Genomic DNA, 13,329 nt, shown 5'->3' with positions numbered 1-13,329 from the left:
GAGCGAAGCCCCTCCGCTTTTCGGCCCGCAGGCTTGCCGAGGAGGCTCACGGGTCACCCGCGGAAAGCGAAGTCTTGCACGGAAATCAACAGCGGTGTTTAAAATCAAATTGAAAGGTGGTGGTAACATGTCATTGTCTTTTTATTCATATCCAAAATGCGGAACGTGCCGGAAAGCAAAGAAATGGCTTGAGGACAATAACGCAGACTTTAATAAAATACATATCGTTGAAAATCCCCCGTCCAAGGACGAACTGAAAAGCCTTTATGAAAAAAGCGGTCTGCCGTTGAAAAAGTTTTTCAATACCAGCGGGAAAAAGTATCGCGAACTTGGATTGAAGGATAAAGTGAATTCTGCTTCTGATGAAGAGCTGCTTGAAATACTGTCTTCAGATGGTATGCTCATCAAACGTCCCCTCACGACAGATGGTTCCAAGGTGACGGTAGGGTTCAAAGAAGAAACGTTTGAAGAGACATGGAAATAGGGGTATTTTCATCTCGTCTAACCGTTATATGGAAGGTCCTGTAACAACATGTGAAAAGTTTTGAATGAAACTTTGTGTTTTCTTGCTTTTTTATTAAAAAGTGTGTCAATATTAGGTTGTATACCAAGTATTTGGAGGGATTTTAAATGAGTACACCGAAAGATCTTCGCTATTCTGAAGAACATGAGTGGGTCAAGACTGAAGGGGAAAAATTACGTATTGGAATTACAGCATTTGCACAATCCGAACTGGGCGATATCGTCTTCGTTGAACTGCCGGAAGTAGGCGACGATTTAACGGCTGACGAACCTTTCGGGAGCGTTGAGTCAGTTAAAACGGTTTCCGAGCTGTATGCACCTGTTTCAGGTAAAGTGGTTGAAGTGAATGAAGAGCTTTCTGACAGCCCTGAATTTGTAAACGAATCTCCTTATGAAAAAGCTTGGATGATCGTTGTTGAACCATCTGATGCTGGAGAAGTGGACAAGCTTATGACAGCAGAACAATATGAAGAAATGATTAACGAAGGTTAATCGTTTGAGGCACCTTGAGTATATTCTCAAGGTGTTTTGTTTATTATTTGGGGCATTCTATATGGTAGAAACCAATTAAGAAAGGATGACCATAATGTCTCTTGAACCAAAGAAACTCGATGTCACCGAACGTGTGACGGGAAAACTGAAAAATGGAGAGCTGGAATTATATCTCGACAATCAGCCGATCGGCAGAATGACGGTGCCACTTGAAGGAATCTCCATGGAACCTAATTTTGAAGCGAAAGAAAATAAAATCTTTCAAAACTACACCGCCACCGAAGGCACTGAAGCCCGTTATACTGACTGCGACGAAGGCGGCTGGTGTTAAGGTTCATTTGAAGGGTGCCAGACTTATCCTTACAGATCTGGCACCCTTTTGCCTGTTTTAATGTTGATGCAAGGTATTGAGTATGTAAGATTTTTTTATTTTTCCGAAAAAGATTTAAGCCTGTTCCAGCGGTTGATTGGAGTGCAAGACGAAGACTCCTGCGGGAAGAGTAGCTAATGTGAGACGTGTCCAGCTCCGGGGCTTAGAGGCACATGTCATAAGTCAACTCGTCCAAGAAGGAAAAAAACGCCTTCATGGCCGATTCGCCTTATACCACCCGCCTCTGAGCAAAGCCCGTCCGCTTTTCTAACCCGCAGGAACGAAGTGACGAGGAGGCTCACGGGCTACCCGCGGAAAGCGAAGTCTTGCACGGAAATCAACAGCGGAGTTAAGGGACCTTTTTTCTTTCTATTTCCAAAAAAAAATGAGAAGATATAAGTAAGTAGTGGACATCATCTCTAATTAATTGAATATACTATCCTAATCTTATTTTTGAAAGATAAGGTGATGACAATGTCTGAAATTGATGATGAAAAAGTAATCATTGTAGAGGGTACAACGGATAAACGCAAAGTGAAGGGAATCATTAAAGAGCCCATTGAGATTATCTGTACAAATGGAACCATCAGCATCACAAAAATGGACGAATTGATTGATTCGTTAGAACAGAGAGATGTTTATATACTTGTGGATGCCGATCATGCAGGAGAAAAGCTTCGTAAACAGTTTAAACGTGAATTTCCGGAAGCAGAACACCTATATATTGACCGGATGTATAAAGAAGTGGCATCTGCCCCTGAATATCATTTGGCATCTGTACTGATCGGTGCCAATATTGATGTACACAAGGAATTTCTGGAAAAAAGGATGAGTTAACGTTGAATGAGGTAAGTAGTACAAGTGCGCTATATGATTCAATAAACACCCACGAGCTGACTGCGGTTTATCTATACACCCCAATGTGTGGGACATGCCAGGTAGCAGGCAGAATGATGGAAGTCGTTAAAAAGCTCCCCCAATCTTTTCATTTTGATAAAGTCAATTTGAATTACTTACCGCAGTTTGCAGAAGAGCAGTCCATTGAAAGTGTGCCATGTTTAATTCTATATAAAAACTCAGAGGAGAGGGAAAGGATCTATGCCTTCCAATCTGTTCCCCACCTATATGAAATGTTGAAGAAAACGGAGACCTTTACTGATTAAAGGTCTTTTCTATTTGTGAGCCTAACCACTTCCGCGCGCGATAAGATAGAGCCAGTATGCGAAGAATAAAAAACCTTTTTCCCCAATGCAACCTGAAAAGATTTCTACAAACTAGGACATATTTCTTGGGAAATGAAGAGAAATTGCTCGTATTTTATAATCTGAATATTCAAAACTATTCATTTCGACAAAAACGCCTTTTCCTCTAATAATCATGTCGACAGACTAAAAAAGGATAAAATATCCATAAGTAGAATTGAGTAATAGTAAGAAGATTCGCGGGAGGGTATTTATGAGAAATCTATTAGAGAAGTTAATTGACCAGTGCCGTTCGAAGTACCATCTGCAGCTATTATTTCCTTCAGATCCGTTTATCCTTCAATTCGATTGTGAAGATCAGCATTACACTATTTCTCTTTCTGATAAAGAATGTTTGATTATGGAAGACGATAATACATTTGAGCCTGGATTTGTCATCGAAGGAAATGAAGAGATGATCACGTGCGTACTGAAAGGACAGGAACTTTTATCTCGAATGATTGAACATAATCAATTGTCGGTACGGGGAGGATATCGTCCTCTGTTATTTGTCGAGTCTGTGTTGTGGCTGACTAGACCCGTGTTAAAAGAAACCGTGGAAGTCTAGCGATTGCTTTAATCTTCTGAAAAAAACAATTGACACACTATATACGTGGTGATAAAATCACTTTTGTAGCAAATTTTCTGAGACTTTACACTCATGAACTTAATATATTTAGACTTACTCTTATTAAGAGTGGTGGAGGGAAGTGCCCTATGAAGCCCGGCAACCGTCAATACTATTGAAATGGTGCCAATTCACTCAAAGCGTATGCTTTGAAAGATAAGAGGAAGGATAGTCTTTTGATTATGCCTTTCTGCTTATCTGCAGAAAGGCATTTTTTTTCGGATTTCAGGGGGCAGCCTTTTACACATTCTGAATATAAGAAGTCTTAATTCTTATTAGAACGATGGTTTTACTTAGAGAAAGAAGGTGGCTCACAACATGATTACGATCTCAGATGTCAAGAAAATCTATCAATCAAAATCAGGTCCCATATCAGCCGTAGATGGAGTTAACCTCGCCATTCAGGAAGGTGAAATTTTTGGAGTGATCGGCTACAGTGGTGCCGGGAAAAGTACGCTGATCCGGATGCTGAATGGACTCGAGGTTCCGACCGAAGGGAAAATCAATGTGAACGGTCAGGTTGTGTCAAAGATTAAAGGAAGAAAGCTCCGTGAAGCACGGCAGTCCATCGGAATGATTTTTCAGCATTTCAATCTATTATGGTCAAGGACAGTCCTGGAAAACATTCAGTTTCCTTTAGAAATAGCAGGGGTGTCTAAAAGGGAAAGAAACCAAAGAGCCAATGAACTGCTGACGCTTGTCGGACTCGAAGGGAGAGGGGACGCGTATCCTTCCCAACTGAGCGGAGGACAAAAGCAGCGAGTCGGAATTGCAAGGGCACTCGCGAACAACCCTAGTGTTCTGCTGTGTGATGAGGCTACTTCTGCACTTGATCCGCAGACGACAGATTCGATACTGGATTTATTGGTTGATATCAATAAGCGTCTCGGACTGACCATCGTATTGATCACGCATGAAATGCATGTGATCCAAAAAATCTGTCACCGGGTGGCAGTCATGGAAAATGGAAAGGTTGCAGAGCTTGGAGATGTACTTGAAGTATTCCGTAATCCTCAGCAGCAAGTGACAAAGCGTTTTGTGAAGGAAGTCTCGCAGGACCAGGATTCAGAAGAAGTGATCCAGCAGCTGGTCAGTCACTATCCGACGGGGAAAGTATTGAAGTTTACATTCGTGGGAGAGTCGACAGGTCAGCCGTTGATCACTTCATTAATCAGGAAGTTTGACCTTGAAGTGAATATCCTGCAGGGGCAGATTTCCCAGACGCAAAAAGGGGCATACGGCACTCTGTTTGTTCATTTGGACGGGGAAGAATCTCTGCTGAGGGAAGCTCTCCGATTCACTGAAAGTCAACAGGTGAAAGTGGAGGTGATGGCAGGATGATCGAAACACTATTTCCGAATGTCGATTGGGAAAAACTGTGGGAAGCAACGTTAGAAACCCTTTATATGACCGGTATGTCTGTTCTCATCACTTTTGTACTAGGTATCATTCTCGGGATCCTTTTATTCCTGACCTCCAAAGAAAATCTGTGGGAAAACAAGCTCACCTACACAGTCACAAGTTCTGTCGTGAATGTATTCAGGTCGATTCCTTTCATCATTCTGATCGTATTGCTGATTCCTTTTACGAAGTTCTTATTGGACACCATACGGGGAGCAAATGCTGCTCTGCCAGCATTAATCATAGGGGCAGCTCCCTTTTATGCCAGAATGGTCGAAATTGCACTGAGAGAGGTTAATAAGGGTGTAATTGAAGCTGCCAAGGCAATGGGGGCAAAAACCAGCACGATTATCCTGAAGGTCCTGCTGCCGGAATCAATGCCGGCACTAATCTCGGGGATAACGGTCACAGCCATCGCGCTTGTAGGATATACAGCGATGGCAGGTGTAATAGGAGCCGGAGGCCTGGGGAACCTTGCTTATCTGGATGGTTTCCAGCGCAGCCGTGAAGATGTAACGCTTGCGGCAACCATCATGATCTTGATCATTGTGTTTGCCATTCAAATCATAGGAGATTTTTTTACAAATAAATTAGATAAACGATAAGAGGAGAGAAAAAACATGAAAAAATGGGTAGCAGGAATTATTGCAGCAACAAGTATTTTTGGATTAACAGCTTGCGGAAGCGAAAGCGGAGGAAGCGGAGATAAGAAAGAATTAGTGGTAGGTGCATCAAATATCCCCCACGCAGAAATCCTGGAAGAAGTAAAGCCGATTCTCGAGGAAAAAGGAATCACCTTGGAAATCGAGACTTATCAGGATTATATTTTACCTAATAAAGATCTTGAAAATGGCGATTTGGATGCCAACTATTTTCAACATATCCCGTACCTGGAGTCTCAAAAAGCAGAGCACGGATATGAGTTCGAAAATGCTGGCGGAATCCACATCGAGCCAATTGGTGTTTATTCGAAAAAATATGATTCATTAGAGGACCTGCCAGAAGGTGCCACGATATTAATGAGTAATTCCGTAGCAGATCATGGCCGTATTCTTACCCTTCTTGAAGCAAAAGATCTGATCACACTCAAAGATGGTGTGGACAAAACAAAAGCGACACTTGAAGACATTAAAGAAAATCCGAAGAAACTGAAGTTTGACTATGAATATGAAGCAGCCCTTCTCCCTCAATTATATGAAAATGAAGAAGGAGATGCTGTCCTCATCAATTCGAACTATGCGATTGATGCTGGCCTGAATCCGTTGGAAGATTCAATCGCCATTGAAGATAAAGATTCACCATACGTGAACGTCATTGCCGTGAATAAAGGCGATGAGAACAAAGATGAAGTGAAAGCACTTGTAGAAGCTCTCCGTTCAGATGAAATCCAGGAGTTCATTTCGAAAGAATGGGATGGGGCAGTTGTTCCAGTAAAAGAATAAATACGAATACTTTAGAACCCATGGTGTACAATGCCATGGGTTCTTTTTTTGATGGTAAATACACTTTCGTAACATAAAACACCGTTGAAACGACCATACTATTTTCGATAATCTAATTCGGAAAATGGAGTTGAATACGATGCAAATGGAACCAAGAAATACAACTGAAGCTGCACTTCATGATTATAAAATGGGGCTTGGGATTTTTACGGAGAAAATGCCGGAACTTGCCCAGCACTATAATACCTTCACAGAGCATTGTTTTAGAGAAGGCGTTCTGACGAAAAAAGAAAAGCAGCTGATCGCCCTTGGCATCAGCCTCTATTCCCAGGATGAATACTGCATCATTTATCATACAAAAGGATGCCTGGATCAGGGTTGTTCCGAACAGGAAATCCTCGAAGCAGTGGGAGTCACCGCAGCATTCGGCGGCGGTGCCGCAATGAGCCAGGCAGTAACACTTGTCCAGCAATCCGTGCAGGAACTTAATCAACTGAAGCAATAATGAAAAAAACGGGAGGTCAGTCACCATTGACCCTTCCGTTTTTTAGTTTCTTCTATTATATAGGTGGCTATATACCCAGTATTTATTTAAATTGATTATATTCACGGTCATCTTGTATTTCTTTGGGACTGTTAAAGTATAGGGCTTGTTATTAACCGGTTCCAGCTGTTGATTGGAGTGCAAGACGAAGACTCCGGCGAGAGAAGTGACAAATGTGAGACTTGTCCAGCTCTGGCGGCTAGCCCCTCGAGGTCATAAGCTAAATGGTCCAAGAAGGCAAAAGACGCCTTCCCGACCCATTCACCTTATGCTTGTCGGGGCTAATTAAACCGCCTCCGCTTTTCTGACCCGCAGGAGCTGCAGCGACGAGGAGGTTCACGGGTCACCCGCGGAAAGCGAAGTCTTGCACGGAAATCAACAGCGGTGTTTAACAGGTATATAAATGTAAGCGCTTCATCTTTATGCAAGCCTCTGGATATTTACTAACTTACCTATTATTTGCTAGTATAATGGCGGAATTTTGTGAAAACTTAATGATACCCTTCTGTAAAAATCTTCTGAATATGTTTTTTGAGAAAAAATGAAGAAATACGGGTTTTGTGTTCAGAAGGAGGGGGTAGTATAGTTATGAATATAAAAATTGAAAGGAATGATTCATTATCGACTCTCTTGAGGGTTTGACGTACACAAGTGAAATGGAAAAGGCGATGCATAGTGCCCATGGAATTGGTTACGAGGTGTACAAACGAAAGCATGCGGTCAGAATGCAAGTAGAAAAACAAAGAGAGCAGGATTACAAAGAAAGCCGAAGAATGATTGCAGCACTTGATAGAAAAGTGCATGCTAATATATAATAGATGCAAAGGAAAACCAGTGTTGATTCAGACACTGGTTTTTTTCATTAATGCGGGTACTTCGCGAAAAGCGAAGTCTTGCACACTGAAATCAACAGCGGTGATAGAAGCTCATCGTAATCATGTAATTTCTTCCTATTTATATAAGAAGAAACAAGGACAAACTCCTTCAGTGGAAGGTCCTACATTTTTCTGATTGTTTAAGCAAACAATAGTGAAGGATTAACATGTGCGCCGCTTCTGAAAAAGTTGATAATACCTTTTATTTGTTATAAGATTGTAATGAGAATAAATTGAGAATGATTAAAGAATTTAATTCTTACATTTATAAAAGTCACGGAGGTATATACACATGGCAGGTTCTACTTTAACAATTAAAGATCTTCATGTTGAGATTGAAGGAAAGGAAATCCTGAAAGGGGTTAACCTTGAAATTAAAGGTGGAGAAATCCACGCAGTAATGGGACCAAATGGTACAGGTAAGTCTACTTTATCTTCTGCTATCATGGGTCATCCGAAGTATGAAGTAACAAAAGGAAGCATCACGTTTGACGGTGAAGATGTCCTTGAAATGGAAGTGGATGAGCGTGCACGCGTTGGTCTATTCCTCGCAATGCAATACCCAAGTGAAATCAGCGGGGTGACAAATGCCGACTTCTTGCGTTCAGCTATCAACAGCCGTCGCGAGGAAGGTGATGAGATTTCATTAATGAAATTCATCCGTAAAATGGATTCTGAGATGGAATACCTTGAAATGGATCCGGATATGGCACAGCGTTACTTGAATGAAGGTTTCTCCGGCGGTGAGAAGAAGCGTAACGAAATTCTTCAATTGATGCTGCTTCAGCCTAAGATCGCCATCCTTGATGAGATTGATTCCGGTCTTGATATCGATGCGCTTAAAGTTGTCTCTAAAGGAATCAACAAAATGCGCGGAGAAGATTTCGGATGCTTAATCATCACTCACTATCAGCGTCTTCTTAACTACATCACACCTGACCGTGTACACGTAATGATGCAAGGGCGTATTGTGAAATCTGGCGGTGCGGAATTAGCACAGCGCCTAGAGGCGGAAGGTTATGACTGGATTAAAGAAGAGTTAGGAATCAAAGACGAAACTGTTGGCCAAGAAGCGTAAGTGTTAGGGGGATAATAATGACTGTAGAAACGAAACTATCAGTAGATCAGGACTATGTCAGCTCCTACTCAAAGCAGCTTGGAGAGCCAGAATGGTTAACAACCCTTCGTACAGATGCCTTTAGTAAAATGAAGGATCTTAGCCTTCCGGTTGCAGATAAGACGAAAATCACAAACTGGAATTTCACTTCTTTCCAGAAGCATTCAGTTGAAAGTGATTCGTTTTCATCGTTGAGTGAGCTGCCAGAAGAAGCAAAAGCACTAGTTGACTTAGACAGTAAGGATCAAAGCTTATATATTCAACGAAATAACACACCTGCTTTTCTTTCACTTTCAAATGAATTAAAAGACAGCGGTGTTATATTCACGGATATTTTCACAGCGGTGAAAGAGCACAGTGACCTAGTTCAGAAGTTTTTCATGACAGAAGGCGTGAAAACGGATGAGCACAAGCTTACTGCACTTCATGCAGCGTTAATGAATGGGGGAGCCTTCCTTTACATTCCGAAAAACGTAGAATTAACACAGCCTATTCAAGCGGTATATGTTCACGATAATGCTGAAGTTGCCATGTTCAATCACGTATTAGTGGTTGCAGAAGACAACAGCTCAGTGACATATGTAGAAAACTATATTTCTACGACTGATGTTGAAGACGGCGTATACAATATCGTAACAGAAGTAGTGGCAAACAATAATGCCAAAGTGGCATACGGTGCAGTGGACAATCTTGCAAGCGGCTTGACGACTTATGTGAATCGCCGCGGTGTTGCAGCAAGAGATGCACGCATTGAGTGGGCACTTGGATTAATGAACGATGGAGACACTGTCTCTGAAAACGTAACGAACTTGATGGGTGACGGTTCTTTTGCTGACACGAAAACGGTTGTTGTCGGTCGAGGCAAACAGAAGCAAAACTTCACGACTAAAGTTGTTCACTTCGGTAAAAATTCTGAAGGTTACATCTTGAAACACGGAGTTATGAAAGACGAAGCATCTTCCATCTTCAACGGGATCGGCAAAATCGAACACGGTGCCTCCAAGTCGAATGCAGAGCAGGAATCACGCGTATTGATGCTCAGCGAAAAAGCACGCGGAGATGCTAACCCGATTCTTCTAATCGATGAAGATGATGTAACAGCAGGTCACGCAGCTTCAGTTGGACGCGTTGATCCGCTTCAGCTTTACTACCTGATGAGCCGCGGTATTCCGCAAAAAGAAGCGGAACGTCTTGTTATTCACGGCTTCCTTGCTCCTGTGGTAAATCAATTGCCGATCGAAGGGGTTAAGAAGCAGCTTGTCGAGGTTATCGAAAGGAAAGTAAACTAATGGATGTAAAAGAGATTCGTAAGCATTTTCCGATTCTCGACCAGGAAGTGAACGGCCATCCACTTGTTTATTTAGATAGTGCAGCAACTTCTCAAAAGCCGATTTCCGTTATCGAAGCGATCAATGATTATTATCGCGGCTATAACTCAAATGTTCACCGAGGTGTACACACTCTAGGGACAAGAGCGACTGATGGCTATGAAGGAGCCCGTGAAAAGGTCCGTAAATTCATCAACGCCGCGTCTACTCAAGAGGTGATTTTCACCCGCGGAACGACAACGGCAATCAATACAGTAGCTTCGAGCTACGGGCGTGCCAACCTAAGTGAGGGTGATGAAATCGTCATCACTCACATGGAGCACCACAGCAACATCATTCCTTGGCAGCAGCTTGCGAAGGAAACAGGCGCAGTATTAAAGTACGTTCCTCTTCAAGAGGATGGAACGATCACGCTTGAAGATGTCAAAGAAACGGTTACTTCTCAAACGAAAATTGTTTCAATCATGATGGTCTCGAACGTACTGGGGACGATGAATCCAATCAAAGAAATTACGAAGATCGCCCATGATCAGGGCGCAGTCATGGTCGTGGACGGGGCACAGGCTGCTCCTCACATGAAAATAGATGTGCAGGACCTTGATTGTGACTTCTTCGCTTTCTCCGGCCACAAAATGGTCGGCCCTACAGGGATCGGTGTACTTTATGGTAAGAAAAAGCACCTGAACAAAATGGAACCGGTAGAATTCGGCGGGGAAATGATCGACTTCGTCGGCCTTCAGGAATCCACTTGGAAAGAGCTTCCTTGGAAGTTCGAAGGCGGCACACCGATCATAGCTGGAGCGATCGGCCTCGGGGCAGCGATTGATTTTCTTGAGGATATCGGATTGGGCAATATCGAAGCATATGAGCACAAACTTGCAGCTTATGCTTTAGATAAAATGAATCAAGTGGAAGGGATGACCATCTTTGGTCCGAAAGATCCCGGTCAGCGTGCCGGTCTTGTTACCTTCAACATTGATGATGTCCACCCGCATGATGTGGCAACAGTACTTGATGCGGAAGGAATTGCTGTCCGTGCCGGTCACCATTGTGCACAGCCGCTTATGAAATGGCTGAATGTCTCAGCGACTGCACGTGCCAGCTTCTACCTGTATAATACAGAAGAAGATATTGATAAACTTGTTGCAGGCCTAGTGAAGACAAAGGAGTTTTTCAGCGATGTCTTTTAATAACTTAGATCAGCTGTACAGACAAGTCATCATGGACCATTATAAGAATCCCCGTAACAAAGGGTCTTTGGAAGATGGAAGCTTTACAATCGATATGAATAACCCGACCTGCGGCGACCGGATCCATTTAACACTGAAGGTGGAAGACGGTATTGTCCAGGACGCCAAGTTTGACGGCGAAGGGTGTTCCATCTCGATGGCATCTGCATCCATGATGACACAGATTGTAAAAGGTAAAGAAATTGACGAAGCATTGAAGCTGTCGAAGATTTTTTCTGATATGATGCAAGGAAACGAATATGATGAAGATGTGGATTTAGGAGATATTGAAGCACTTCAAGGAGTCGCTAAATTCCCTGCCCGCATTAAATGTGCGACACTGGCGTGGAAGGCGATGGAAAAAGGAGTGAAAGAAGAAGAGCAGGAGTAAGCTCTTCTTCGGTACTCTATCAAAGAATGGAGGAATCAACATGGCAAAGAAAATGCCTGAGATCGGGGATTATAAATACGGTTTTAGCGATAAAGACGTATCAATTTTCCGTTCAAAACGTGGTTTGACGCGTGAGATTGTCGAAGAAATCTCCCGCATGAAGGAAGAGCCTCAATGGATGCTTGATTTCCGTTTGAAGTCACTTGACCATTTTTATAATATGTCAATGCCTCAATGGGGCGGCGACTTACAAGAACTGAACTTTGATGACATTACGTACTACGTAAAGCCTTCTGAGAAGTCAGAGCGCAGCTGGGATGAAGTACCTGAAGAAATCAAACAGACGTTTGATAAATTGGGTATTCCAGAAGCTGAGCAAAAGTATCTTGCAGGGGTATCTGCCCAGTATGAATCTGAGGTTGTTTACCACAACATGCAGGAAGATCTTGAAAATATGGGAATCGTATTCAAAGATACAGATTCTGCCCTTAAAGAAAACGAAGAGCTTTTCCGCGAGCATTGGGCAAAAGTCATCCCTCCAACGGATAACAAGTTTGCTGCACTGAACTCTGCGGTATGGTCCGGTGGATCGTTCATCTATGTGCCTAAAGGTATTAAGGTTGATACTCCGCTTCAAGCGTACTTCCGTATCAACTCTGAGAATATGGGTCAATTCGAACGTACATTGATCATTGTTGATGAAGGCGCAAGCGTACACTATGTAGAAGGTTGTACAGCACCTGTCTACACAACGAATTCACTTCACTCGGCGGTTGTTGAAATCATCATCAAAAAAGATGCATACTGCCGTTACACGACGATTCAAAACTGGGCGAACAATGTATTCAACCTGGTAACGAAGCGTGCCGTGTGTGAAGCAAACGCAACAATGGAATGGGTAGACGGAAACATCGGATCTAAACTGACGATGAAATATCCGGCAGTCATCCTTAAAGGAGAAGGCGCCCGAGGCATGACTCTTTCCATCGCATTAGCAGGTAAAGGTCAGCACCAGGACGCAGGGGCTAAGATGATTCACTTGGCGCCGAACACTTCTTCAACCATCGTCTCGAAGTCGATCTCCAAACACGGCGGTAAAGTAACATACCGCGGTATTGTTCACTTCGGACGCAAAGCGGAAGGTGCACGCTCAAACATCGAGTGTGACACGCTGATCATGGATAATCAGTCTACTTCCGATACGATTCCTTACAACGAAATTCTTAACGACAATATCTCGTTGGAACACGAAGCAAAGGTATCGAAAGTATCTGAAGAACAATTATTCTATCTGATGAGCCGCGGTATCTCAGAGGAAGAAGCAACTGAAATGATCGTAATGGGCTTCATCGAGCCATTCACGAAAGAACTTCCAATGGAATACGCAGTTGAAATGAACCGCCTGATCAAATTCGAGATGGAAGGTTCAATCGGATAATAGATATTGAGTTTTTAACCCCTTTTGCTTCGGCAGAAGGGGTTTGTTTTTGATTAGGGCCAGTTGGCAGTGAAGAGAGAATGAGGGAAGTCGGATTTTGTCGTTTAATCGGTAGTTCGCACATAAAATGGGAATTTCGCACATATATTCAAAATTTCGCACATATATCGGAAATATCGCACATAAATACTTCTTTCGACTCCCTGTTCACTAGTTAATCTCTACGACCCCCTAATTCCTTTGGACATATTTGTACCGAAAAAAGTACACTAGAAACATAAATATGTCAGGAATTAGGGAGGGATATTTTC

The 13,329-nt window shown here is 42.7% G+C and carries 16 protein-coding genes and 1 riboswitch; all 16 genes read left to right on the top strand.

What is annotated here, in order from left to right; all coding sequences use genetic code 11:
* The first annotated feature begins 127 nt into the window (after positions 1 to 127).
* The 16 genes from AAEO50_RS20100 to sufB all read left to right on the top strand — a co-directional run bounded on the left by AAEO50_RS20100 (position 128) and on the right by sufB (position 13,018).
* Positions 128 to 484 carry an arsenate reductase family protein gene (locus AAEO50_RS20100; protein WP_341986146.1) on the top strand — a complete coding sequence of 119 codons (357 nt, stop codon included), beginning with the start codon at positions 128 to 130 and terminating at the stop codon, positions 482 to 484.
* A 146-nt stretch (positions 485 to 630) separates the two neighbouring features.
* Positions 631 to 1,014 carry a glycine cleavage system protein GcvH gene (gene gcvH, locus AAEO50_RS20095; protein WP_341986145.1) on the top strand — a complete coding sequence of 128 codons (384 nt, stop codon included), beginning with the start codon at positions 631 to 633 and terminating at the stop codon, positions 1,012 to 1,014.
* Positions 1,015 to 1,099: 85 nt separating this feature from the next.
* Positions 1,100 to 1,345, top strand: a complete 246-nt coding sequence (locus AAEO50_RS20090; RefSeq protein ID WP_341986144.1) for a YusG family protein — start codon at positions 1,100 to 1,102, stop codon at positions 1,343 to 1,345.
* Between the two features lie 513 nt (positions 1,346 to 1,858).
* Entirely contained in the window at positions 1,859 to 2,221 is a 363-nt protein-coding gene (locus AAEO50_RS20085; protein WP_341986143.1) for a toprim domain-containing protein, read from the top strand.
* 2 nt (positions 2,222 to 2,223) lie between these two features.
* A complete protein-coding gene (locus AAEO50_RS20080) occupies positions 2,224 to 2,547 on the top strand; it encodes a thioredoxin family protein (RefSeq protein ID WP_341986142.1) in 324 nt (107 codons plus the stop codon).
* A 292-nt stretch (positions 2,548 to 2,839) separates the two neighbouring features.
* The gene (locus tag AAEO50_RS20075; protein WP_341986141.1) at positions 2,840 to 3,193 is read left to right on the top strand and encodes a hypothetical protein; all 354 of its coding nucleotides are present in this window, start codon (positions 2,840 to 2,842) and stop codon (positions 3,191 to 3,193) included.
* 117 nt (positions 3,194 to 3,310) lie between these two features.
* Positions 3,311 to 3,416: riboswitch (SAM riboswitch) on the top strand.
* A gap of 155 nt (positions 3,417 to 3,571) precedes the next feature.
* Positions 3,572 to 4,594, top strand: coding sequence for a methionine ABC transporter ATP-binding protein (locus tag AAEO50_RS20070; protein WP_341986140.1), 1,023 nt, complete (start codon positions 3,572 to 3,574; stop codon positions 4,592 to 4,594).
* Entirely contained in the window at positions 4,591 to 5,259 is a 669-nt protein-coding gene (locus AAEO50_RS20065; RefSeq protein ID WP_341986139.1) for a methionine ABC transporter permease, read from the top strand. The genes AAEO50_RS20070 and AAEO50_RS20065 overlap by 4 nt, the downstream gene beginning before the upstream one ends.
* Before the next feature lie 15 nt (positions 5,260 to 5,274).
* Positions 5,275 to 6,096 (top strand): MetQ/NlpA family ABC transporter substrate-binding protein, encoded by an 822-nt coding sequence (locus tag AAEO50_RS20060; protein WP_341986138.1) that lies wholly within the window; start codon positions 5,275 to 5,277, stop codon positions 6,094 to 6,096.
* Between the two features lie 139 nt (positions 6,097 to 6,235).
* Positions 6,236 to 6,601, top strand: coding sequence for a carboxymuconolactone decarboxylase family protein (locus AAEO50_RS20055; RefSeq protein ID WP_341986137.1), 366 nt, complete (start codon positions 6,236 to 6,238; stop codon positions 6,599 to 6,601).
* A gap of 677 nt (positions 6,602 to 7,278) precedes the next feature.
* Positions 7,279 to 7,455 carry a hypothetical protein gene (locus AAEO50_RS20050; RefSeq protein WP_341986136.1) on the top strand — a complete coding sequence of 59 codons (177 nt, stop codon included), beginning with the start codon at positions 7,279 to 7,281 and terminating at the stop codon, positions 7,453 to 7,455.
* A 352-nt stretch (positions 7,456 to 7,807) separates the two neighbouring features.
* Positions 7,808 to 8,593 carry a Fe-S cluster assembly ATPase SufC gene (gene sufC / locus AAEO50_RS20045; protein WP_341986135.1) on the top strand — a complete coding sequence of 262 codons (786 nt, stop codon included), beginning with the start codon at positions 7,808 to 7,810 and terminating at the stop codon, positions 8,591 to 8,593.
* A gap of 17 nt (positions 8,594 to 8,610) precedes the next feature.
* Positions 8,611 to 9,921, top strand: a complete 1,311-nt coding sequence (sufD, locus tag AAEO50_RS20040) for a Fe-S cluster assembly protein SufD (RefSeq protein WP_341986134.1) — start codon at positions 8,611 to 8,613, stop codon at positions 9,919 to 9,921.
* The gene (locus AAEO50_RS20035) at positions 9,921 to 11,150 is read left to right on the top strand and encodes a cysteine desulfurase (RefSeq protein WP_341986133.1); all 1,230 of its coding nucleotides are present in this window, start codon (positions 9,921 to 9,923) and stop codon (positions 11,148 to 11,150) included. The genes sufD and AAEO50_RS20035 overlap by 1 nt, the downstream gene beginning before the upstream one ends.
* On the top strand, positions 11,140 to 11,580 hold the full coding sequence (gene sufU, locus AAEO50_RS20030) for a Fe-S cluster assembly sulfur transfer protein SufU (RefSeq protein WP_071620486.1): 441 nt from the start codon (positions 11,140 to 11,142) through the stop codon (positions 11,578 to 11,580). Before AAEO50_RS20035 ends, sufU begins: the two co-directional genes overlap by 11 nt.
* A gap of 40 nt (positions 11,581 to 11,620) precedes the next feature.
* Positions 11,621 to 13,018 (top strand): Fe-S cluster assembly protein SufB, encoded by a 1,398-nt coding sequence (sufB, locus tag AAEO50_RS20025; RefSeq protein WP_172248786.1) that lies wholly within the window; start codon positions 11,621 to 11,623, stop codon positions 13,016 to 13,018.
* The last annotated feature ends 311 nt before the right edge of the window (positions 13,019 to 13,329 follow it).

Source organism: Rossellomorea oryzaecorticis, from assembly GCF_038405515.1.
Classification (GTDB): Bacteria; Bacillota; Bacilli; order Bacillales; family Bacillaceae_B; genus Rossellomorea; species Rossellomorea oryzaecorticis_A.
The sequence above is the reverse complement of the archived record's forward strand: the minus strand, read 5'-3'. Positions and strand labels throughout refer to the sequence as shown.